Origin of the sequence: Streptomyces sp. MBT65, assembly GCF_016612545.1 — a bacterium.
Taxonomy (GTDB): Bacteria; Actinomycetota; Actinomycetes; order Streptomycetales; family Streptomycetaceae; genus Streptomyces.
On the sequence record NZ_JAENRY010000001.1, the window covers coordinates 15,172 to 35,401 of the forward strand.

The window sequence follows — 20,230 nt, forward strand, 5'->3', positions numbered from 1 at the left end:
CGAGGCCGACCGCGGTCGGCGGAGAGCGGCCACGGGACGGAGCACTCCACATCCTCTGCTTCTGCTGGGGGGACAGACCCAGTCTCCCGGGCCTACCCCGTCTTGTCGTCGTACGGCTGCCGACGATCGCGGGTACTGAGAACGCGGATCGCCGCTACTGAGAACGCCGTACGCGCCGCCGGTCGTGTCATCCCCGGGGACGACCGGCGGCGTGTGTCACACGTTCTGCAGATAGGCCAGCACGGCCAGCACCCGCCGGTGCCCGCTGTCGCTCGGCGGCAGGCTCAGCTTCAGGAACACATTGCCGATGTGCTTGCTGACCGCGCGTTCCGTGACGACCAATGTTTTGGCGATCGTCGTGTTGTCGTGGCCCTCCGCCATCAGCTTCAGCACTTCGCGCTCGCGCGGGGTCAGCGAGTCCAGCGGTGAATTGCGGCGTCGGGTCAGCAGCTCGGTCACGACCTCGGGGTCGAGCGCCGTACCGCCGGCCGCCACCCGGTCCAGCGCGTCGAGGAACTCGTCCACGCGGCCGATCCGGTCCTTGAGCAGATAGCCGACCCCGCTCGCGCCGACGCCCAACAGCTCGGCGGCGTACGACTCCTCGACATACTGCGACAGCACCAGCACCGGCAGCCCGGGGATCTTCTCCCGTGCCTCCAGCGCGGCCCGCAGCCCCTCGTCGCGGAAACCGGGTGGCATCCGCACATCGAGCACGGCCACGTCCGGCCGGTGTGCGAGCAGCGCGGGCAGCACCTCGGGCCCGCTGCCGGCGACGGCCACCACCTCGTGCCCGGCGGACGTCAACAGCAGGACCAGGCCCTCCCTGAGAAGGGCGTTGTCCTCGGCGATCACGACCCTCACGACAGTCCCGCCTCCCCTACGCTCACCAGACGCACGGCAGCTCCACTTCGATCACGGTAGGTCCCCCCACGGGGCTGGTCACAGTCACACCGCCGTCGAGCGCGGCGACCCGGCGCTGCATGCCCAGCAGCCCCGATCCGCCCGCCTCGTCGGCGCCGCCCCGGCCCTCGTCGCGCACCCGGACACGCAGTCCGGTGCGGACACGGGCGAGATGGACGTCGGCGCGTTCGGCACCGCTGTACTTGGCCGCGTTGGTCAGCGACTCGGCGATCACGAAGTACGCGGCCGCCTCCACCGCCGCAGGCGCGCGCGGCCCGTCGTGCCCGTCGGTCAGCCCGTCCACGGTCACGGTGACGGAGAGCGCGTTGCTGGCGGCCAGCGCGCGCACTGCGCCGACCAGGCCGCGGTCGGTGAGGATCGGCGGATGGATCGCGCGTACGACATGCCGCAGATCCGTCAGCGCCTCCTCGGCCAGCGTCTGCGCGTCGTCGAGCAGCTTGCGCGCCGCCTCCGGGTCCTGGTCGTAGGCCCGCTTGGCGAGCCCGACACGCATCGACAGCGAGACCAGCCGGGCCTGGGTGCCGTCGTGCAGGTCGCGTTCGATCCGGCGCAGCTCGGCCTCGTGCGCGGCGATCGCGCCCGCCCGGGTCTGCACCAACTCCTCGACGCGTACGGCCAGTCGGGCCTTCGGTGACGGCTTCAGCAGGGCGGTCGACCAGTCGGCGTCCAGGTCCGCGAGCCGGCTGATCAACGGCAGGACGACGGCCTCGCGGCGCAGCAGCCCGCACCACACCCCGTCGACGACCAGACCCAGCGGCCACAACGGCAGCATCAGCGCGGGCAGCACGGCGCCGTACGCGTAGTTGGCCACCAACCAGCGGAAGTCGGTCAGCGTGCCCGGATCGCGCACCGCCGTGCGCACCCGCTCCCGCAGGGTTCCGGTGAGCGGCTGGTACGCCTCGGGGATCTTCAGGCCCGTCCAGGCGCCCGCCTGCTGCCGCTTGGCCCCGGCGATCCGCCGTATCAGCAGCACGGTCTCGGGCAGCATGAACGCGCCGACCACCGTGGCCGTGAGGATCGCGGTGATCAGGAGCACGGTGATGAAGATGAAACACCCGAAGGTCATCGCGACGGTGAGGACCAGCTGCAGTGTCGCCCGGGCCGCCTGCCGCAGGGTAGATCGCATGGAGATCAGGTTAGGCGTGTCGGCCCGGACACGGGGGAGCCGGCGGTCCGACACGGGTGCGACGCGTTCCACCGCGGGTTCGGGAGACCGCTCCCTCGTGGCGTCGGGCGAAGGACGGGATTGTTGAGGCAACACGTCAGCGAAGATCCAACTCTGCTCGATCCGGAGGGAATCACACGGGAACCCGGGTCAGGGCGGTCAGCACGACAGCGCGGACCGAAGTGGTCGGCGGTACCCGGGAGTTGGTCCCGAGTCCCGGCGGCAGCTCGGCGCCGGACGCCGGCGTCGCCTGCCCCGGCCGCCCGCCGTCCAGAGGACCGCTCCTTCGAACTCCCCGACCAGCCCGGCCTGTTGCCCGACACGGACGACGCCGAGCGCCCCTGAAGGTCATGGCCCGGCGGGAACCTCAGGTCGTCCGGCGATGTGACCCGACCGGGGCGGCAGCCCCGAGTGCCGCCCGTCATACGGCACACCAGCCGTCGTCCACGGGCAGCACGACCCCGTTGATGTGCCGGGCCGCGTCGGAGGCGAGGAAGACGAGCGCGGCCGCCTGCTCCTCCGGGAAGGCGATCCGGTCGGAGAGTCCGAGGCCGGGGCCGATCACCCCGGGGCCGTGGGCCCGCGCGTCGACGTCGTAGGTGATGCCGGTCGCGGTGGCCCCCGGGGCGATGGCGTTGGCGCGGATTCCGCGGCTCCGGTACATCACGGCGAGGGACTTCACCAGGCCCACGATCCCGTGCTTGGCGGCGGTGCAGGCGGCGCCCGCCGCGCTGCCGCGCAGTCCGGCCTCGGCGGCGGTGAAGACGATCGCGCCGCGCCCGGCGGCGAGCATGTGCGGCAGCGCGGCCCGGGTCAGCAGGAAGGGCGCCGTCAGGTTGATCCGGAGGACCCGCTCCCACTCGGCGTCGTCGGTGTCCGCGAGGGCCGACATCCGGTCCATGATCCCGGCGTTGTTCACCAGCACGTCCAGTCCGCCGAACGCGTCGACGGCGGTGGCGACCACCGCGTCCACCACCGCCTGTTCGCTCAGGTCGCCGATGACGCGGACGGCGGAGCCGCCGTCGTGCTCGATCTCCTTGACCGTCGCCTCGGCGCCCGCCGGATCGAGGTCCGCGACCACGACCTCGGCACCCGCCAGCGCGAACTGCAGCGCGGCGGCCCGCCCGATCCCGGATCCCGCCCCGGTGACGACGACACTGCGCCCTTCAAGCCCGCTGCCGCGCATGGCGTACTCCTCGTCTCTCACGACCACTGCCGCGCATGCCGTACTCCTTGGTCCGCTGTACGTCGGGCACGGGGAGGAGGGTGTGTCCTCGGACCCGGCGCCGATCTGGGGGAGTGGCCGGCGACCGGGTCCGGGACAGCGCCGACCCCCGTCCCCACGGGTTCGGCGCGGGGGCCGCCTTCCGCTCAAGGCGACCCCGGCTCTGGTGAGCGAGGGCTCAGTTGTGCTCCTGCTGTTGCCAGTCCGCACTTCCGGCGGGCTTGCTTGAGTTAGGCAACCATATATGACTTACTTGAGTCAAGCAAGCGATTGGATATTGCTTGAGTCAGGCAAGCAGGACGGTAGGCTGAGCGCATGTCCACGTACGGCAGCATCAGTGAGACACCCTCTCTCGCCCGCGGTGGCGGGCAACACCTGCTCGTCGCCGTGGACGAGCCGGACAACGCCGAACTCCTCTCCATGACACTGGAGTTGGCGGGCTACCGCATCAGAACGGCCGGGAACGGCACCGAGGTGGTGGCACGGCTGGCGGAGCAGCGGTTCGAACTGGTCGTCATCGACGCCGAGTTGCCGGAGATGGGCGCCCTCGCGCAGGGCCACCGGCTCGTCACGCACCGCCCGCCCGTCCTCCTGCTCACCGGCTGGGACGTCCTCGGCAAGCTGCTGCCCGAACTGGGCGCGGGGGAGCGCGACTACGTCACCAAGCCGTTCCGGATCGCCGAAGTGCTCGCCCGTATACAGGTGTTGCTGCGCGGCCGGGACGGCGGGCGGGACGGCGCGCTGCACTATGCGGACCTGGTGCTGGACGACACCACCTGCCAGGCGCGGCGCGGCCGACGCGTCCTCGACCTCACGCCCGCCGAGTACCGCCTGTTGCGCCACCTCCTCGTCAACGCGCACAAGGTGCTCTCCAAGGAGCAGATCAGCCGCTACGTCTGGGGCGACTTCCGCGGCGACAACGCGATGGAGCAGCTCGTCTCCCGCCTCCGGCGCAAAGTGGACCGGGAAGGTGCGGCGCTCATCCATACGCGGCGGGGCTTCGGCTACTGGCTCGGGCGGGCGACCGGCGAGAGGTGAGTGCCCCGCCGGGGGAGTTGCACAGGATTCGCTGAGCAAATGCGGACGCTCGGTGAAGCGAGGTCGCGGGCGGTGTCACGGTGACGTGGCGGCGCCCTTTTCGCGTTGCGTTCGCGAGTCGGCGTCGTAACGCCATGCCTCGTCAACTCACAGGTAATGCAACTGAGTTGACCCTCGCTGGCATCTCTGTCCAGTTCACGGCAACAGTGGTGACGTGTGATCTGGGCCGTGTCGGGCCATTGTCAGGGAACTGGCCGGAAGGTGTCAGACGGCTCTGTTTGCATGTGCTCATCGAGGCCTCGTTCCCTGCACCCCGGCGCCCCGCCCCACACGGAGCCCTCCACCACCGAGGAGAGACGTGGCCGTCACCCTGACCGGCACCGCGCCCGAAACGGCAGCCGCGGTCCCCGAGTACCCGATGCGGCGGGACGCGCGCTGCCCCCTCGCTCCGCCGCCCGCCGTGCACGGACTGCGCGACGGGAAACCGATCAGCAGGGTCCGCATCTGGAACGGCGCCACGCCCTGGCTCATCACCCGCCACGCCGACCAGCGCGCCCTGCTCACCGACCCCCGCGTCAGCGACGACGACCTGGAGAGCGGCTTCCCCTCCGTCAACGCGCATCGCGCCGAGATCGCCCCGCACACCCCGCGCCTGATCACCAACACCGACGCGCCCGAGCACACCCGGCTGCGCCGGACGGTCAACGCACCCTTCCTCGTCAAGCGCATCGAGGCCATGCGGGCCCCCGTCCAGAAGATCGTCGACGAGCTGATCGACGACATGCCGGCCGGCCCCAACCCCGCCGACCTGCTCACCGCGCTCGCCCTGCCCGTCCCCTCGCTGGTCATCGCCGAACTGCTCGGAGTGCCGTACGAGGACCACGACTTCTTCCAGCGCAACAGCGGTATCGCGCTCGACAGCGCCGCCTCTCCCCAGGAGGCGCGGGAGGCGAGCGGTGCGCTGGCCGCCTGTCTCGACGAGCTCATCGGACTGAAGCTGGAGAACTCCGGCGAAGGGGTGCTCTCCGAGATAGCGGGGCGGGTCACGGCCGGTGAGATGAGCCGCACCGAGGCCGTCCACATGGGCGTCGCCATGCTCATCGCCGGCCACGAGACCACCGCCACGATGATCATCTTCGGCACCCTCGCCCTGCTCCAGCACCCCGACCAACTCGCCCTGGTGCGCTACATGGACGACCCGAAGGCCATCGCCGGCGCGGTCGACGAACTGCTGCGCTACCTCACCATCGTGCAGACCGGCGTCCGGCGGGTCGCCAAGGCCGACATCGAGATCGGCGGTATCACCGTCCGGCCCCAGGCCCAGTTCATCACCGGCACCGATCTGCTCGTCGACGGCGGGCAGGCAGCGTGGGTGCGCCGGCACATGCGGCACTGACGGCCCCGCCCCGGACGCCGGCCGCCCCGGACACCGGCGTCCGGCCCTGTCGTAGCGCAGCGAGTCGTACGGCGGCGGGCTCATCGAGTTCCACGCGCTGCTGAGGCAGTGGCGGGAGGACGGAGACATGGGCGAGCTGCTGGCCGAGTGACGGGCGGGGACGGGTGCCGGTCGGTCAGTCCCGCGCGGTGAGAATGCTCAGCGCGTTCGCGGCGACGACGGCTCCGATGCCCGCCCACTCCGCCCAGCCCAGTTGCTGCCCCAGGCCGATCCACCCGACCACGGCGGCGAGCACCGGGTTGACGCTCATGAACAGCCCGAAGGCCGGAGCCGGCACCCGGCGCAGCGTGAACAGATCGACCAGATACGGCACCGCCGACGAGAGCACCCCGGCCGCCATCGCGCACCCGGCCGCCGCGAGGGTCGGCGGCTGCCGGATCGCGACGACGATCCCGATCGGCAGGAACATCAGCGCGGACACCCCGGCCGCCGTCGCCGGACCCTGCGCCCCGGGGATCCGTCGGCCGACGGTCCGGTTGAGCAGGATGTACGAGGCCCAGCACGCGGCGGCCAGCAGGCCGAGACCCATGCCCAGGTAGTCCGCCGACGGGCGCGGCCGCATCAGCGTCACCACCCCTGCCACCGCGATCAGCGCACAACAGGCGTCCACACGGCGCCGGGTCGCGGCCAGCGCGATGGACAGCGGACCCAGGAACTCCAGCGTCACCGCCAGACCGAGCCCGATCCGGTCGATGGCGGTGTACAGGGACAGATTCATCGTCCCGAACACCACGGCCAGCAGCAGCACCGGCCACCACTGCCGCCAGACGAACTCCCGCAACCGGGGCCTGCCCACCGCGAACAGCACGACCGCGGCGACGTACTGGCGCACCGCGACGACCCCCACCGGCCCGATGACCGGGAAGGCGAGGGACCCGATCGCCGCGCCGACCTGGTTGGACAGCCCGCTGCCCGCCATGGTGGCGACCCCGGCGAGGCCCACCTTCGACGGCTGCGGGGCGCCATGTGGCGTGACGGACAGGGGAGTTGTCGTAGCGGAGGCTCCAGGCATACCCCGATCGTGCGCCCCGCCGACACTTGCGCAAAATGCAACATCGAGACGATCTATACGCTGGAGTCATGGATCTGGAGCTACGGCAGTTGCGCTGCCTCGTCGCGATTGTCGACGAGGGCACCTTCACGGACGCCGCCCTCGCCCTCGGCGTCTCCCAGGCGGCCGTCTCCCGCACCCTCGCCTCCCTCGAACAGGCCCTGGGTGTACGGCTGTTGAGGCGCACCTCGCGATCGGTGACGCCGACGAGCACCGGGCTGCGGGTCGTCGCGCACGCCCGCCGTGTCCTCGCCGAGGTCGACGAGCTGGTCCGGGACGCCACCTCGGGCCACGCCCATCTGCGCATCGGCTACGCCTGGTCGGCGCTCGGCAGGCACACGCTCCCCTTCCAGCGCCGCTGGGGCAGGGCGCACCCGGAGACCGATCTGCACCTGGTCCGGGTGAACTCCGCCACCGCCGGGCTGGAGGAAGGCGCCTGCGATCTGGCCGTGGTCCGCAGAGCACTGGACGACCGGCGGTTCGAGTCGGCGATCGTCGGGCTGGAGCGACGCCTGTGCGCCATGGCCTCGGACGACCCGCTGGCCCGGCGCCGGTCGGTCCGGCTGGCCGATCTCGCCGGACGCACCCTGCTGGTCGACCGCCGCACCGGCACCACGTCCGCCGACCTGTGGCCGCCCGACTCCCGCCCGGCCACCGAGGACACCCACGACGTCGACGACTGGCTCACCGTGATCGCCACCGGCCGCAGCGTCGGCATGACCGCCGAGTCGACCGCCAACCAGTACCCGCGGCCCGGAGTCGTCTACCGCCCGGTGCGCGACGGCGAGCCCATCGCCGTACGCCTCGCCTGGTGGAAGGACGATCCGCACCCCGCCGCCCAGGCCGTGCTGGAACTGCTCACCGCGCTCTACCGCGAGGCCTGAACCGGGTCACCCTGACGGCCCACGCCCGTGGCCTCCACCAGGGGCCCGCTCGACGCTGAGGCCATGAGCCCTGGTCATGCCCGCTCGTCGCAGCGGACGCGGATCGTCCTCCTGGTGGCCGTCGTCGTCGCGGCCCTCGTCACGGGCCTCGCGCTGCTGCCCGACACCTTCTCGGCGGACGCCCACGGGCGAGTCACCAGGGTCACCGCCGTCGGTGACGTGGGCAAGAACCCTCCGGTCACCAAGCCGACGATCGCCTGTGCGGACCTGCTCCAGAAGGACTTCGGGACGCTCGACGACGCGGCGACCTCCGTCGCCTCCGTGACCGTCGTGGCCAAGGGCGACGCGAGCGCGTACGAGTACTGCGACGTCAGGGGCACCGTCGCCCCGCAGATCCGGTTCGAGCTGAGGCTGCCGACCCGGATCTCACCAAGTTCCACGAGGCCGGCGGCAGGCTCATCCAGTGGCACGGGCTGACCGACCCCAACATCCCGCCCACCGGGACCCGGGTATACCGCCAGGCCATGATCGACACGATGGGGCAGGAGAAGGTCGACGACTTCTACCGCCTGTACCTGTTCCCGGGCGTCAACCACTGCGGCGGCGGTGACGGACCCGACAGCTTCGACCTGCTGAGCAGGCTGATCGACTGGCGGGAGACCGGGAAGGTGCCGGGCGCTGTCGTCGCGTCGAAGACCAGTGGCGGCAATCAGCCCGGGGGACCGGCGGGCGGTCAGCTCGGCGGCGGCAGCGCGAAGGCCTCCGCGAGCGCGAGCGGCAGCGCGCCCACCGTCGAATACACGCGGCCCGTCTACCCGTACCCCCAACTGGTCGCCTACGACGGCTCCGGCAACAAGGACGACGCGGCCAACTACCGCGCCTACACACCCGACAAGCTGCCTGACGACCACTACAAGTGGGTCGGCTCCTTCACCTCCGGCTACCAGGAGTGGTGCGAGACGAAGGACGGCAGGTCGATGAGCTGTAGCCGTCACGCGCCGTAGGAGAAGGCGGTTCTCCAGCCCGAGAAGAGTGCGGTTCACTGCCCGTCCAGGGCCGGTCCATGGGCGGGCGGCGGCGTGTCTGCGGTAAGTATGGGCGGAAGCATGCGTGCAATACGGCGGACAAAATTGTTGACAATCTTGTTTGGCTAGATTTAGGTTCGACAGGCACTCACTCAGGGAGGGCAACGATGCCGAAAGAAGCCCGTCCGAGCACCGGGGAGCAGGCCAAGCAACATGCGCTCGCGCAGTTGCGGCAGGCGATCCTGCAGGGCGACATGGCACCGGCACAGCGGTTGGTGGAGAACGAGCTGGCCGAGCAGTTCGATGTGACGCGGGCCAGCATCCGGGCGGCGCTGATCGATCTGGCGGCCGAAGGACTGGTCGAGCGGATCCGCAACCGGGGTTCCCGGGTGCGGGTGGTGACAGTGGAGGAAGCGGTCGCCATCACGGAGTGCCGCATGGTCCTGGAGGGACTGTGCGCGGCCAAGGCGGCCGTCGCGGCCGACGACGACCAGTTGACCGAACTGGTGGACCTGGGCCGGGCCATGACCAAGGCCGTGGCTGACGGTGAGCCGGTGACCTACTCCGAGCTCAACCACGAACTGCACGACAAGGTACGGGAGTTCTCCGGCCAGCAGACGGCCGTGGCCCTGCTGGAGCGGCTCAATGCCCAACTGGTGCGGCACCGCTTCCAGTTGGCGCTGCGGCCGGGGCGTCCGCAGCAGTCCCTGAGCGAGCATCTGGCGATGATCGAGGCGATCACGGCCAGGGACCCACAGGCGGCCGAGGCGGCCGTCCGCGCCCATCTCACCAGTGTGATCGAGGCGTTGCGCGACTGACGCGCGGCGGATCGGCGCAGCTGGGGCGGGCGCACACCTGTCCACCAAGGAGATTCGAGTCATGACGCACGGCAACGCGCCCGCCCCCCCACGATCGACGCTCGTCGTCACGGCGCACGCCGGGGACTTCGTCTGGCGGGCGGGCGGAGCCATCGCGCTGGCCGCCGCCCGCGGTGAGAAGGTCACCATCGCCTGTCTGACCTTCGGTGAGCGCGGTGAGTCCGCCAAGGCCTGGCGCGAGGGCAAGAAGCTGGACGAGATCAAGGCGATACGCCAGGACGAGGCCGAGCGCGCCGCGGCCACCCTCGGCGCCGAGGTCCGCTTCTTCGACGCCGGCGACTACCCCCTGGTCGCCACCGCCGAGTTGACCGACAAACTGGTCGAGGTCTACCGCGCCACCCAGCCCGACGTCGTGCTCACCCACCCCACCGAGGACCCGTACAACGGCGACCACCCGGCCGCCAACCGGATGGCGCTGGAGGCCCGCGTCCTGGCGCAGGCCATCGGATACCCCGGCGAGGGCGAGATCATCGGCGCCCCGCCGGTCTTCTACTTCGAGCCGCACCAGCCCGAGATGAGCGGCTTCAAGCCCGAGGTCCTCCTCGACATCACCGAGGTCTGGGACACCAAGCGCGCCGCGATGGAGTGCCTCGGCGCCCAGCAGCACCTGTGGGACTACTACACCGACCTGGCCGTACGTCGAGGCGTCCAGCTCAAGCGCAACGCCGGCCCGAACCTGGGCCTGGCCCACAAGACGATGGCCGAGGCGTACATGCGCCCGTATCCGCAGATCGCGAAGGAGCTGGCATAACCATGGGCGGCGTCATCGTCACCAACCCCCCGAAGGCGGACGCCCAGGACGTCGAGGCGCTGAGTGCCTTCGGCGTGGCCACCGTCAGCGAGGCCATGGACCGCACCGGACTGCTCGGCCCCTCAATTCGCCCTGTGCAGCAGGGAGTTCGGGTCGCGGGCACCGCCGTCACCGTGCTCAGCTGGCCCGGCGACAACCTCATGATCCACGCGGCCGTGGAGCAGTGCGGCGAGGGCGACATCCTGGTCGTCACCACCACCTCCCCGTGCACGGACGGCCTGTTCGGCGAACTCTTCGCCACGGCACTCCAGAAGCGCGGGGTGCGCGGAGTCGTCCTCAACACGGGCATCCGCGACACCCAGGAACTGCGCGACATGGGCTTCGCCGCCTGGTCCCGTGCCGTCTCCTCCCAGGGCACCGTCAAGGCCACCGGCGGCTCCGTCAACGTGCCCATCGCCATCGACGGCCAGGTCGTCCGCCCCGGTGACGTGATCGTCGCCGACGACGACGGCGTGGTGGTCGTCCCGCGCGAGAAGGCCCGCGAGACCGCCGAGAGGTCGGAGGCCCGCGAGGCCAAGGAAGCGGCCACCCGCGCCGCCTTCCTGGAGGGCCAACTCGGTCTGGACCGCTACGGGTTGCGCGACACCCTCAAGCAACTCGGCGTCGAGTACCGGTCGTACGAGGAGTACACCGGAGCCGGGTCGTGACCGGGCCCGCGGAGGTGCGCTGCATGCTGATGCGCGGCGGCACCTCCAAGGGCGCCTACTTCCTGGCCGAGGACCTCCCCGCCGATCCGGCCGACCGTGACGACCTGCTGCTGCGCGTCATGGGCAGCCCCGACCCGCGCCAGATCGACGGCCTGGGCGGCGCCCACCCGCTCACCAGCAAGGTCGGCGTGGTCTCCGTCTCGGCCGACCCCGAGGCCGACGTCGACTACCTGTTCCTGCAAGTCGCCGTCGACCGCCCCGAAGTGACGGATCGTCAGAACTGCGGGAACATCCTCGCCGGCATAGGCCCGTTCGCCGTGGAGCGGGGGCTCGTGGCCCCCGGTGACGGCGAGACCTCCGTCCGCATCCGCATGCTCAACACCGGGGAACTCGCGATCGCCAGCTTCCCCACGCCGGGCGGACGGGTCGACTACTCCGGTACGGCCGAGATCTCGGGCGTGCCCGGCACCGCCGCGCCGGTGGTGATCGAATTCCCGCAGGGCGCGAGCCCGTTGCTGCCGACCGGGCGCGTCCGTGACGTGATCGCCGGCACCGAGGTGACCTGCGTCGACAACGGCATGCCGGTCGTCCTGATCCCCGCCGCCGTACTGGACGTCACGGGATACGAGACGCCCGGAGACCTGGAGGAGAACCTCGTTCTCGCCGACCGCCTCCGGGAGATCCGTCTGGCGGCAGGGAAGCTGATGGGCCTCGGTGAAGTCGGCCACACCACGATCCCCAAGCTCAGCCTGCTGGCACCGCCGAGGGACGGCGGCGCGGTGACGACCCGCACCTTCATTCCCGTGCGCTGCCACACGTCCATCGGTGTCCTAGGCGCCGCGAGCGTGGCGGCGGGGCTCCTCGTCCCCGGCGGGGTGGGGGAGGGCATCGCGACCGTACCCGCACAAAGTGACCGAATACGTATCGAGCATCCCAGCGGATTCCTGGACATCGAAACCGGCGTCGAGGTCGGATCCGCAGGGTCCGCTCCCGTGGTCCGCAGAACCGCGGTCGTCCGCACCGCACGAAAGATCTTCGACGGCACGGTCTTCCCCCGGCCCGCCGGCATCACACCACGCGATACCGCCCCGACTCCCGCACCCGCACGCCCCCTTGGAGGCAACGATGGCTCCGCCGCTCGGTGACATCGCCCATATCGGCCACGCCCAGCTCTTCACCCCGGACCTGGACGCCAGTGTCGCGTTCTTCACCGACTACCTGGGCCTCACGGTCAACGGCCGGGACGGTGACACCGTGTACCTCCGGACCTACGACGACTACGAGCACCACAGCCTGGTCCTCACCGCCCGCGCACAGCCCGGCCTCGGCCGGCTCGCCCTGCGCACCTCCAGCGAGGAGGCCCTCCAGCGCCGTATCAAGGCGATCGAGGAGGCGGGCGGCACCGGCAGGTGGGTCGAGGACGAACCCGGTCTCGGCAAGCTCTACGTCACCACCGACCCGGACGGCCACGAGCACGCCCTCTACTGGGAGAGCGAGCACTACCGGGCCCCCGCCGAGCTGAAACCGGCGCTGAAGAACCAGCCGCAGGCAAAACCCAACCGGGGCGTCGGAGTTCGGCGTCTGGACCACATCAACTTCCTTGCCGCGGACGTGCTGTCCAGTGCCGAGTTCCAGCAACAGGTGCTGGGCGCACGGCCGACGGAGCAGATCCGGCTCAACAGCGGCCGGATCGCGGCGCGTTGGCTGACGTACACGAACAAGTCGTACGACGTGGTCTACACGGAGGACTGGACCGGTTCGACCGGGCGGCTGCATCACATCGCCTTCGCGACCGACACCCGCGAGGACATCCTGCGCGCGGCCGATCTCGCCATCGACACAGGGGTGTTCATCGAGACGGGCCCCCATAAGCACGCCATCCAGCAGACGTTCTTCCTCTACGTCTACGAACCCGGCGGCAACCGCATCGAGTTGTGCAACCCGCTCACCCGACTCGTCCTGGCGCCCGACTGGCCGCTGATCACCTGGACCGAGGAGGAGCGGAAGAAGGGGCAGGCCTGGGGCCTGAAGACCATCGAGTCCTTCCACACGCACGGAACCCCGCCGGTCGCCTGAGCGACGCGCGGGAGCCGCCGGAGTCACCCCTCACGCGATTGTCGATGAGATTGTTGACAAAAACGTTGACTATCTGGGGGGTGACTCCTTAGCGTCTGGCGCACCAAGCACGAGAGGTAACCAACGATGTCTTCCTCCCCCTCCCCGTCCCCCGCTCTGTCCGCCCGCATGAGCCGGCTGGCCCTCCTGGTCATCGGCCTGTGCTGGCTGGCCGTCCTCTTCGACGGCCTCGACATGTTCATCTACGGCTCGGTGCTCCCGCACCTGCTGGAGACGAAGACCTTCGGTCTCACCCCGGACCAGGCCGGCGACCTCGGCAGCTACGCCACCTTCGGCATGCTGGTGGGCGCCCTGACCGCGGGCACGGTCGCGGACCGGATCGGCCGCAAGCAGCTGATGATCGCCTGCGTGACGCTGTTCTCGCTGGCCTCCGGCATCTGCGCGGTCTCCGGCAGCCTCGAGGTCTTCGGCCTGGGCCGCACCCTCGCCGGCGTCGGCCTCGGCGGGCTGCTGCCCACCGCGATCAGCATGGTCTCCGACTACGCCCCGCGCGGCCGGACCGCCCTCACCATCGGCATGCTGATGACCGCCCACCACGCGGGCGGCATCCTCTCCGCCTACGTCGCCAAGTGGCTGGTGGATCCGGTCGGTTGGCGCGCCGCCTTCTGGGTCTGCGTCCTCCCGCTGCTCTTCGTCCCGGTGCTGCTGAAGTTCCTGCCCGAGTCGCTGAGCTTCCTGGTCGCCAAGGGCCGCACCGACGAAGCGCACGCCCTCGCCGAGCGCTTCGAGGTCGAACTCCCGGCCGCCACCGGCAAGAAGACGGCGGCCGACCGCTGGGACGCCCTGCTCAACCTCTTCCGCGGCGGCGAATGGCTCCAGACCCTGCTGTACTGGTGCGCCTCCTTCGGCGGCCTGCTCCTCGTCTACGGCGTCGCCACCTGGCTGCCCACCTTGATGCGCTCCGAGGGCTACGCGCTCGCCGACGCCCTCACCTTCGTCGTCGTCTTCAACCTCGGCGGCATCGTGGGCATGCTCGCCGCGGGCCGCGCGGCCGACCGCTTCGGCGCCCCGCGCATCTCGTCGATCTGGTTCGCGCTCACCGCGGTCGGCGTCTTCCTGCTCGGTGTCCACATGGACCAGGCGGTGACGATGCTGGTCGTCTTCCTCACCGGCGTCTTCCTCAACAGCGCCCAGACGATGATCTACGCGACCGTCTCCATCCGCTCGACTCCCGACAACCGTGCCACGGCGGTCGGTTGGACCTCGGGCATGGGCCGCTTCGGCGCCGTCTTCGGCCCGTGGCTCGGCGGCCAACTGCTCGCCTCCGGCAACGGCGACTGGGGCTTCACGTCCTTCGCCATCGCCGGTCTGTCGTCCATGGTGTTCATCGGGATCGCCGCCCTGCGCAGCTCGAAGCAGGCCGCGCGGGCCGATGCCCCGCAGGAACTGGTCGGTTCGCACTGACCCGGAAGCACGGACACGGACAGAGCCGGACGCCGGCCACCGCAGGGGATGCGGGGGCCGGCGTCGGTCTGTGCGGCGTGCCGGGTGCCGGTGATCTCCGGCGGGCTGCGCGGAGGCGGGCCGGTGGCCTGCACGGAGGCAGGTCAGAACCCGCTCGCTTCGGTCGGTGAGCCCCGTCTAGGGTTCCGGGATGAGCAATTCCCTTGCGGCCGCTGTTCTCACGACCGCCGACCTGTCCGAGGCGATACGCGCCGTGCGTACCTTGCTGGACCTGGCGGACGTCGGCCAGGGAGAGGTCGACTTCGAAGCCGTGATCAGGTCGTCGGATGTTCTGGCGCGCGTACGTCAGGTACTGCCCGACCTCGAATGGTGGGCGTCGGCCGGCAAGGAGCACGGTTCGTCGGAGGCCGGCGACAATCCTGCGGACTGCCTGCCGATCCGAGTGTTCGACTGGGGCCGTCCGTTGGACCGTGCTGAGCCCTTCATCGCCGCTCTGGGGCCGGATCCCGCGGCTGTCCGGTGGGATCTGGACGAGTGGTCCGCGGTTCCCGAAGCGGGACTGGAGGTGATCTCACAGAAGTACGCGTACCTCACGTTGACCGTGAATTCCCGGGACCTCTACCAGGACGAGCCGTCGCAGGACCACACCGTCCACGTGCACGTCCGGAGCCGGAACGGCTTCCAACTCGCCCGCGCCCATTGGCTCGCCGATCAGGTGGGTGGCAGATTCACCGGCAGGGTGGAGCTGGCACCTCTGTGACCCGGGCTAGTCGTCCGAGCCCATCTGGTCCTCCGCCGACAGGTGTTCCACCGTCCTGCCCGTCTCCGTGAACGTCCGAGTGACGTACCCCGACGAGTACACCCACAGGATGCGCAGCGGGGTGTCGCCGACGTTCCGGAACAGGTGGGGGATCGGTGAGGGGACGTACGTGGTGTCGTACTGCTCCAGCCTCGTCACCTCGCCGTCGACCACCACCTCCGCCTCGCCCTCCAGGATCGTCACGTGCTCGTCGCAGTTGTGCGAGTGCAACGGCGCCCCGGAGCCGACCGGATACACGCTCATCCCACTGGTGATGAGGTTCTCCCCGCCCGCCGACGGCGTCGTCACGAGGGGGGTCGTGACGACGGCACCGCCCCGGTCGAGCAGGGGCACGGACGCGACCTTGATGATCGTGGTCATCCGGAGTTCCTTTCCGCTCACACTCTTCTGCGGCGCCTGACGTTAGGCCCCTCGCGCGGGAATGGGTGCCCTCTGGCGTGCAGCTTTACCTTGCATTTCCAGAGGGGTGAGCTTTCCGGACCCGGCTGTACGGTCGGCACGCATCGCACGGATTCACGCACCGTGCACATGACGCGCCGGAAAGAAAAGGCAGGTATCGGCCCATGAGGCTCCCCGTTCTCACCGAAGAGGAAATGGACCCGCGCCAGCAGGAACTGGCCGCCCGCATCGCCGGCCGGCGCGGCGCGGTCCGCGGCCCCTTCCGGGTCTGGCTGCACAGCCCGGAGATGTGCGAACGGGCCGAATCCCTCGGCGCGTTCGCCCGCTTCGACAGCAGCCTCCCCAAGCACCTGAGCGAACTCACCCTGCTGATGGCCGCCCGCAACTGGGACGCGCAGTACTCCTGGAACGCCCATGTCCACCAGGCGATCGAGGCCGGCATCCCGGAGGCCGCCGTCAAGGCGATCGCCGAGAAGCGCGAAGCCGTCTTCGACAATGAGGCGGACCAGGCCTTCTACCGGTTCTGCCGCGAGATCCTCGACGACCACTTCGTCACCGACGAGACCTTCGCCGCAGCGCTGGCGCACTTCGGCTCCAAGGGCCTGGTCGACACCATCGGCGCCCTCGGCAACTTCACCATGCTCGGCATGTGCCTCAACACCTTCCAGGTGGACCTCCAGGCAGACAAGGAGCCGCCGTTCCCGGACATCCGCGGCTACGGCCGGGTCGCCGCCGGCCGGTCCGACGGCTCCGACGGCTCCGACGGCATCGAGCCACGGCCGTGACAACTCCGGGGGGAGACGCGGTACTTCGCGTCCGGGGCGTCACCAAGAGCTTCGGCGGCGCCGCCGCGCTGAAGGGCGTGGACCTCGACCTGTACCCCGGCGAGGTCCACGCGCTGATGGGCATGAACGGCGCCGGCAAGTCCACGCTGGTACAGGTCCTTTCGGGGATCCACCAGAGCGACGAGGGCACCGTCGAGGTCAACGGCCGGGCCCAGCACGGACTTACGGTGCGCAGGGCCCGCCGGCTCGGCATCGCCTCGGTGCCCCAGCGCCGGGAACTGGCGATGGGGCTCACCGTCGCCGAGAACGTGATGCTGGGCGACCTGCCGACCCGCGCCGGTGCCGTGCGCTGGAAGGCCGTCAACTCCCAGGCATGTAAGGCCCTTGAAGCCCTCGGCATCGACATCGACGTGACCCGCACCGCGGGCTCGCTCACCGTCGCCGAGCAGACCATGGTCGAGGTGGCCCGCGAGGTCAGACGCGGCGGCCGCATCCTGATCCTCGACGAGCCGACCGCCTGTCTGAGCGCCGAAGCGGCCCAGCAGATACGGGAGTTGGTCCGCATCCTGCGCGACGAGGGTGTCGCCGTCGTCTACATCTCGCACTACATCGACGAGGTGCTGGCCGTCGCCGACCGCGTGACGGTGCTGCGGGACGGAGCGGTCGTACGCAGCGCGCCCGCCGCCGAGTTCGACGCCGCCGCACTCGTCCGCAGCATGGTCGGACGGGACGTCGTGTCGCAGCGGGCCCAACGGCCCGCCCCCAAGGACGAGATCGGCCTCACCGTGCGTGGCCTCACCGACGGCCGGGCCGTGCGGGACTTCACCGTCGACGTGCGCAAGGGCGAGATCGTCGCCGTGCTCGGACCGGCCGGGGACGCGCAGTCGCGCCTCTTCGACCTGCTCTCCGGCCGCCGCCGCCCCGACACCGGCCACCTCGCCGTGGACGGAACTCCCGTGCCGTTCGGGCGAGTTCACGCCTCGCTCGGCAGCGGGCTGCGCTGCGTCACCGGTGACCGCCGGGCCCTCGGCCTGGTCCCGGAGCTGTCCCTGGACGAGAACCTGATGCTCGCCGACGACCGCTTCGCCCGCCGCCGCTTGCACCGGCGCGCCCAACTCGCCCGCCGCGCCGCCCCGTTGCGCAGGAGCTACGGCGTGGTCGCCCTCGCAGGCAACCCGCCCGTGGGCGCGCTGTCCGGCGGCAACCAGCAGAAGGTGCTGCTCGCCAAGTGGCTGGGGACCCAGCCGGTCGCCTGCTTCCTGGAGGACCCCACCAACGGGGTCGACATCGCGGCCATGGCCGACATCCACGCCCTCGTCGACGACTTCGCCTCGCGCGGAGTCGCCGTCCTGCTCGCCTCCTCGTCCGCCGAGGAGGTCATGCGCCTCGCCGACCGGGTCGTCGTCGTCAGCGCCGGCCGGACGGTCGCCGAGCACGACATCGACGCCATCACCCACGACGAACTCGTCGCCACCGCTCTCGGAGGTCAACCGCAGTGAGCGTCAAGACAGTTACCGACGCCCCCGGCGTCTCCGATCCGCGAGGGGAGCCCCGCCCTCGCCTCTCGGTGGCCGCGCTGCGCGGTGCCCCGCACACCGGCCTGATCGCGGTTCTTATCGTCGTGATCGTCGGCACCTCGCTGCGCACCGACTCGTTCGCCACCGACACGAACGTCATCAACATCCTGCGCCAGGTCAGCGTCGTCGCCGTGATCGCGGCCGGGCTCACCCTGCTGATGACCGCGGGCGGCATGGACTTCTCCATGGGCAGCAACGTCGCCGTGACGACCGCGGTCGGGGCGCAGTTGCTGGCCCACGGCCACTCCACCGCGTTCACCGTCGTCGCCGCACTCGTGCTGGCCACGCTGATCGGTCTGGTCAACGGGGTGGTCGTGACGTTCACGAACGTCGCCCCGTTCGTCGCGACCCTGGCGATGGCGACTCTCCTGGACGGTGTCGCCCTTCTCGTGCTCGACAGCGTGAGCGTCTCCATCGGCACCAGGATGTTCGCGCTCGGCAACAACAAGATTCTCGGGGTCCCGTACCTCCTGGTCGTCGCGATCCTCGTGCTGCTGGCGACCGCTCTGGTCATGCGGTTCACCGTGTTCGGCCGCGACGCCTTCGCCATCGGCGGCAACGAGCACGTCGCCCGGCTCAGCGGCATCAACGTCACCGCCCGCAAGCTCTCGCTCTACGCCCTCACCGGCGCCCTGTCCGGACTGGCCGGCCTGATGCTGCTGTCCCGGCTCAGCGGCAGCAGCCCCGGCACCGGCGGACTCTCCCTCCAGCTCCAGGCCGTCGCCGCGGTCGTCATCGGCGGCACCGCCCTGGCCGGCGGCTACGGCACGGTCGTAGGCACCGCGCTCGGAGTGGTGCTCCTCGGCGTGGTCGCCAACGCGCTGAACCTGCTCCAGGTCTCCAGCAACTACCAGTCGGTCTCCGTCGGTGGCGTGCTGCTCGTCGCGGCCATCGCCAACGAGATGCACAAGGCACGTTCCGCACGTCATTGACCGACCCTGCCCACTCCCTCCTTGAGCCCTGCTCACTTCACGTTGAGCCCCGCTCACTCCACCCTTGAATGGCGGTTCACCATGAGAATGTCGTTCCGATCCCGCAGAGCCGTGCTCGCCGCGTTCGCCGGCAGCACTCTTGTCCTGAGCGGCTGTGCCAGCAGTGACGACAGCGGGAGTTCCGGCGATGTCACCCTCGGGTTCGTCAACGGCGGTGACACCGAGTTCCACAGCTGTCTCCAGAAAGCGGTCGAGCAGACGGCGAAGACACAGAACGCCAAGGTCTTCACCGCCAACTCGCACCAGAATTCCACCACCGAACTCTCCAACATCGAGGACATGACCTCGCGCAACGTGAGCGCGCTGATCGTGCAGACGGTCAACGTGGACGCGCTGAAGGGCGACATCGCCAAGGCGAAGGCCGCGAACATCCCGATCTATCTGACCTCCGTGGCCACCAGCGACCTGAACGACATTCTCGGCGCGGCCGTGGTCGATCTCGGCAGGCTCGGCGCCCTGGACGCGGGCTGGATCGCGCAGGACGCGGGCGGCAAGAACGTCGAGGTCGGCGTGATCGCGGGGGCGCCCGGCGCGGCCTCCGACCTGATGGTGGGCGGCTTCACGAAGGCATTGCCCAGCACCGCGAAGGTGGTCGCGAACCAGCCGGGCATGTTCAACCCGGTGAAGGCGCAGGACGTGGCCGAGAACATGATCCAGGCCCACCCGGACCTTCAGTACGCGTTCGTCGCCTCCGAGGACATGGCGCTGGCCGCCCGCAAGGCGTTCGACGCGGCCGGCAAGAAGGACGTGAAGATCGTGACCGCCAACGGCACGGACGAGGGCCTGGCCGCCGTCGAGGACGGACGGCTCTCCGCCACCGTGGCCAACTCGGCCATGGCGATAGGACAGACCGCGGTCGAGAACGCGGTCGGTCTGTTGGCCAAGAAGAAGGTTGACAAAATTGCCAACATTCCTCTTTTGTTGGTGACCAAGGACAACCTGAGCAAGGCTCCCCAGTACTGCCCCAAGTAGCGGAGCCCGGTGCCGGGAGCGACACCTGCCTCATTGTTGTCCGA

General features: G+C 70.2%; 21 protein-coding genes. 16 read left to right on the forward strand and 5 right to left on the reverse strand.

Going from position 1 to position 20,230, the window contains the following annotated elements:
- Window positions 1–216: 216 nt before the first annotated feature.
- The 3 genes from JHN63_RS00085 to JHN63_RS00095 form a co-directional block, all read right to left on the reverse strand.
- The gene (locus JHN63_RS00085; RefSeq protein ID WP_200676523.1) at window positions 217–861 is read right to left on the reverse strand and encodes a response regulator transcription factor; all 645 of its coding nucleotides are present in this window, start codon (window positions 859–861) and stop codon (window positions 217–219) included.
- A gap of 22 nt (window positions 862–883) precedes the next feature.
- Window positions 884–2,047, reverse strand: coding sequence for a sensor histidine kinase (locus JHN63_RS00090; protein ID WP_200676524.1), 1,164 nt, complete (start codon window positions 2,045–2,047; stop codon window positions 884–886).
- 460 nt (window positions 2,048–2,507) lie between these two features.
- Window positions 2,508–3,272, reverse strand: a complete 765-nt coding sequence (locus JHN63_RS00095) for an SDR family NAD(P)-dependent oxidoreductase (protein ID WP_200676525.1) — start codon at window positions 3,270–3,272, stop codon at window positions 2,508–2,510.
- Window positions 3,273–3,626: 354 nt separating this feature from the next.
- Here JHN63_RS00095 and JHN63_RS00100 point away from each other — a divergent pair, with 354 nt between their 5' ends.
- Together JHN63_RS00100 and JHN63_RS00105 are read left to right on the forward strand one after the other, a co-directional pair.
- Window positions 3,627–4,349, forward strand: a complete 723-nt coding sequence (locus JHN63_RS00100) for a response regulator transcription factor (RefSeq protein WP_200676526.1) — start codon at window positions 3,627–3,629, stop codon at window positions 4,347–4,349.
- Between the two features lie 358 nt (window positions 4,350–4,707).
- Window positions 4,708–5,745, forward strand: coding sequence for a cytochrome P450 (locus JHN63_RS00105; RefSeq protein ID WP_307781771.1), 1,038 nt, complete (start codon window positions 4,708–4,710; stop codon window positions 5,743–5,745).
- Window positions 5,746–5,920: 175 nt separating this feature from the next.
- Here JHN63_RS00105 and JHN63_RS00110 read toward each other — a convergent pair whose 3' ends face one another.
- A complete protein-coding gene (locus tag JHN63_RS00110) occupies window positions 5,921–6,817 on the reverse strand; it encodes a DMT family transporter (protein WP_234475547.1) in 897 nt (298 codons plus the stop codon).
- A gap of 68 nt (window positions 6,818–6,885) precedes the next feature.
- On the opposite strand from JHN63_RS00110, the gene JHN63_RS00115 reads away from it, so the two are divergent.
- From JHN63_RS00115 to JHN63_RS00155, 10 genes are all read left to right on the forward strand, one after another.
- Window positions 6,886–7,740: a LysR family transcriptional regulator gene (locus tag JHN63_RS00115; RefSeq protein WP_200676527.1), complete on the forward strand. Its 855-nt coding sequence runs from the start codon at window positions 6,886–6,888 to the stop codon at window positions 7,738–7,740.
- 63 nt (window positions 7,741–7,803) lie between these two features.
- Window positions 7,804–8,217 (forward strand): hypothetical protein, encoded by a 414-nt coding sequence (locus JHN63_RS52295; RefSeq protein ID WP_234475548.1) that lies wholly within the window; start codon window positions 7,804–7,806, stop codon window positions 8,215–8,217.
- Window positions 8,199–8,744, forward strand: coding sequence for a tannase/feruloyl esterase family alpha/beta hydrolase (locus tag JHN63_RS00120; protein WP_307781778.1), 546 nt, complete (start codon window positions 8,199–8,201; stop codon window positions 8,742–8,744). Before JHN63_RS52295 ends, JHN63_RS00120 begins: the two co-directional genes overlap by 19 nt.
- A gap of 188 nt (window positions 8,745–8,932) precedes the next feature.
- Complete coding sequence (locus JHN63_RS00125; RefSeq protein ID WP_200676528.1) at window positions 8,933–9,583, forward strand: GntR family transcriptional regulator; 651 nt, start codon at window positions 8,933–8,935, stop codon at window positions 9,581–9,583.
- A gap of 61 nt (window positions 9,584–9,644) precedes the next feature.
- Entirely contained in the window at window positions 9,645–10,394 is a 750-nt protein-coding gene (locus tag JHN63_RS00130; protein WP_200676529.1) for a PIG-L deacetylase family protein, read from the forward strand.
- Window positions 10,395–10,396: 2 nt separating this feature from the next.
- The gene (locus JHN63_RS00135) at window positions 10,397–11,101 is read left to right on the forward strand and encodes a 4-carboxy-4-hydroxy-2-oxoadipate aldolase/oxaloacetate decarboxylase (RefSeq protein WP_200676530.1); all 705 of its coding nucleotides are present in this window, start codon (window positions 10,397–10,399) and stop codon (window positions 11,099–11,101) included.
- Window positions 11,098–12,246 (forward strand): 4-oxalomesaconate tautomerase, encoded by a 1,149-nt coding sequence (locus JHN63_RS00140; RefSeq protein ID WP_200676531.1) that lies wholly within the window; start codon window positions 11,098–11,100, stop codon window positions 12,244–12,246. The genes JHN63_RS00135 and JHN63_RS00140 overlap by 4 nt, the downstream gene beginning before the upstream one ends.
- A complete protein-coding gene (locus tag JHN63_RS00145; protein ID WP_200676532.1) occupies window positions 12,227–13,177 on the forward strand; it encodes a catechol 2,3-dioxygenase in 951 nt (316 codons plus the stop codon). Before JHN63_RS00140 ends, JHN63_RS00145 begins: the two co-directional genes overlap by 20 nt.
- 126 nt (window positions 13,178–13,303) lie before the next feature.
- The gene (locus tag JHN63_RS00150; protein ID WP_200676533.1) at window positions 13,304–14,641 is read left to right on the forward strand and encodes an aromatic acid/H+ symport family MFS transporter; all 1,338 of its coding nucleotides are present in this window, start codon (window positions 13,304–13,306) and stop codon (window positions 14,639–14,641) included.
- A 190-nt stretch (window positions 14,642–14,831) separates the two neighbouring features.
- Window positions 14,832–15,401, forward strand: coding sequence for a hypothetical protein (locus tag JHN63_RS00155; protein ID WP_200676534.1), 570 nt, complete (start codon window positions 14,832–14,834; stop codon window positions 15,399–15,401).
- Window positions 15,402–15,407: 6 nt separating this feature from the next.
- Here JHN63_RS00155 and JHN63_RS00160 read toward each other — a convergent pair whose 3' ends face one another.
- Window positions 15,408–15,821 (reverse strand): cupin domain-containing protein, encoded by a 414-nt coding sequence (locus JHN63_RS00160; protein ID WP_200676535.1) that lies wholly within the window; start codon window positions 15,819–15,821, stop codon window positions 15,408–15,410.
- Window positions 15,822–16,054: 233 nt separating this feature from the next.
- On the opposite strand from JHN63_RS00160, the gene JHN63_RS00165 reads away from it, so the two are divergent.
- The 4 genes from JHN63_RS00165 to JHN63_RS00180 all read left to right on the forward strand — a co-directional run bounded on the left by JHN63_RS00165 (window position 16,055) and on the right by JHN63_RS00180 (window position 20,186).
- On the forward strand, window positions 16,055–16,645 hold the full coding sequence (locus tag JHN63_RS00165; protein WP_200676658.1) for a carboxymuconolactone decarboxylase family protein: 591 nt from the start codon (window positions 16,055–16,057) through the stop codon (window positions 16,643–16,645).
- Window positions 16,642–18,144 carry a sugar ABC transporter ATP-binding protein gene (locus JHN63_RS00170; protein WP_200676536.1) on the forward strand — a complete coding sequence of 501 codons (1,503 nt, stop codon included), beginning with the start codon at window positions 16,642–16,644 and terminating at the stop codon, window positions 18,142–18,144. Before JHN63_RS00165 ends, JHN63_RS00170 begins: the two co-directional genes overlap by 4 nt.
- Complete coding sequence (locus tag JHN63_RS00175) at window positions 18,141–19,154, forward strand: ABC transporter permease (protein ID WP_200676537.1); 1,014 nt, start codon at window positions 18,141–18,143, stop codon at window positions 19,152–19,154. The genes JHN63_RS00170 and JHN63_RS00175 overlap by 4 nt, the downstream gene beginning before the upstream one ends.
- A gap of 81 nt (window positions 19,155–19,235) precedes the next feature.
- Complete coding sequence (locus JHN63_RS00180; RefSeq protein WP_200676538.1) at window positions 19,236–20,186, forward strand: sugar ABC transporter substrate-binding protein; 951 nt, start codon at window positions 19,236–19,238, stop codon at window positions 20,184–20,186.
- The last annotated feature ends 44 nt before the right edge of the window (window positions 20,187–20,230 follow it).

What these genes read in the sequence shown, in the direction of transcription:
- JHN63_RS00090 (WP_200676524.1), bottom strand. Translation starts at nt 2,047, where the DNA reads ATGCGATCTACCCTGCGGCAGGCGGCCCGGGCGACACTGCAGCTGGTC.
- JHN63_RS00095 (WP_200676525.1), bottom strand. Translation starts at nt 3,272, where the DNA reads ATGCGCGGCAGCGGGCTTGAAGGGCGCAGTGTCGTCGTCACCGGGGCG.
- JHN63_RS00100 (WP_200676526.1), top strand. Translation starts at nt 3,627, where the DNA reads ATGTCCACGTACGGCAGCATCAGTGAGACACCCTCTCTCGCCCGCGGT.
- JHN63_RS00110 (WP_234475547.1), bottom strand. Translation starts at nt 6,817, where the DNA reads ATGCCTGGAGCCTCCGCTACGACAACTCCCCTGTCCGTCACGCCACAT.
- JHN63_RS00115 (WP_200676527.1), top strand. Translation starts at nt 6,886, where the DNA reads ATGGATCTGGAGCTACGGCAGTTGCGCTGCCTCGTCGCGATTGTCGAC.
- JHN63_RS52295 (WP_234475548.1), top strand. Translation starts at nt 7,804, where the DNA reads ATGAGCCCTGGTCATGCCCGCTCGTCGCAGCGGACGCGGATCGTCCTC.
- JHN63_RS00125 (WP_200676528.1), top strand. Translation starts at nt 8,933, where the DNA reads ATGCCGAAAGAAGCCCGTCCGAGCACCGGGGAGCAGGCCAAGCAACAT.
- JHN63_RS00130 (WP_200676529.1), top strand. Translation starts at nt 9,645, where the DNA reads ATGACGCACGGCAACGCGCCCGCCCCCCCACGATCGACGCTCGTCGTC.
- JHN63_RS00135 (WP_200676530.1), top strand. Translation starts at nt 10,397, where the DNA reads ATGGGCGGCGTCATCGTCACCAACCCCCCGAAGGCGGACGCCCAGGAC.
- JHN63_RS00145 (WP_200676532.1), top strand. Translation starts at nt 12,227, where the DNA reads ATGGCTCCGCCGCTCGGTGACATCGCCCATATCGGCCACGCCCAGCTC.
- JHN63_RS00150 (WP_200676533.1), top strand. Translation starts at nt 13,304, where the DNA reads ATGTCTTCCTCCCCCTCCCCGTCCCCCGCTCTGTCCGCCCGCATGAGC.
- JHN63_RS00155 (WP_200676534.1), top strand. Translation starts at nt 14,832, where the DNA reads ATGAGCAATTCCCTTGCGGCCGCTGTTCTCACGACCGCCGACCTGTCC.
- JHN63_RS00160 (WP_200676535.1), bottom strand. Translation starts at nt 15,821, where the DNA reads ATGACCACGATCATCAAGGTCGCGTCCGTGCCCCTGCTCGACCGGGGC.
- JHN63_RS00165 (WP_200676658.1), top strand. Translation starts at nt 16,055, where the DNA reads ATGGACCCGCGCCAGCAGGAACTGGCCGCCCGCATCGCCGGCCGGCGC.
- JHN63_RS00180 (WP_200676538.1), top strand. Translation starts at nt 19,236, where the DNA reads ATGAGAATGTCGTTCCGATCCCGCAGAGCCGTGCTCGCCGCGTTCGCC.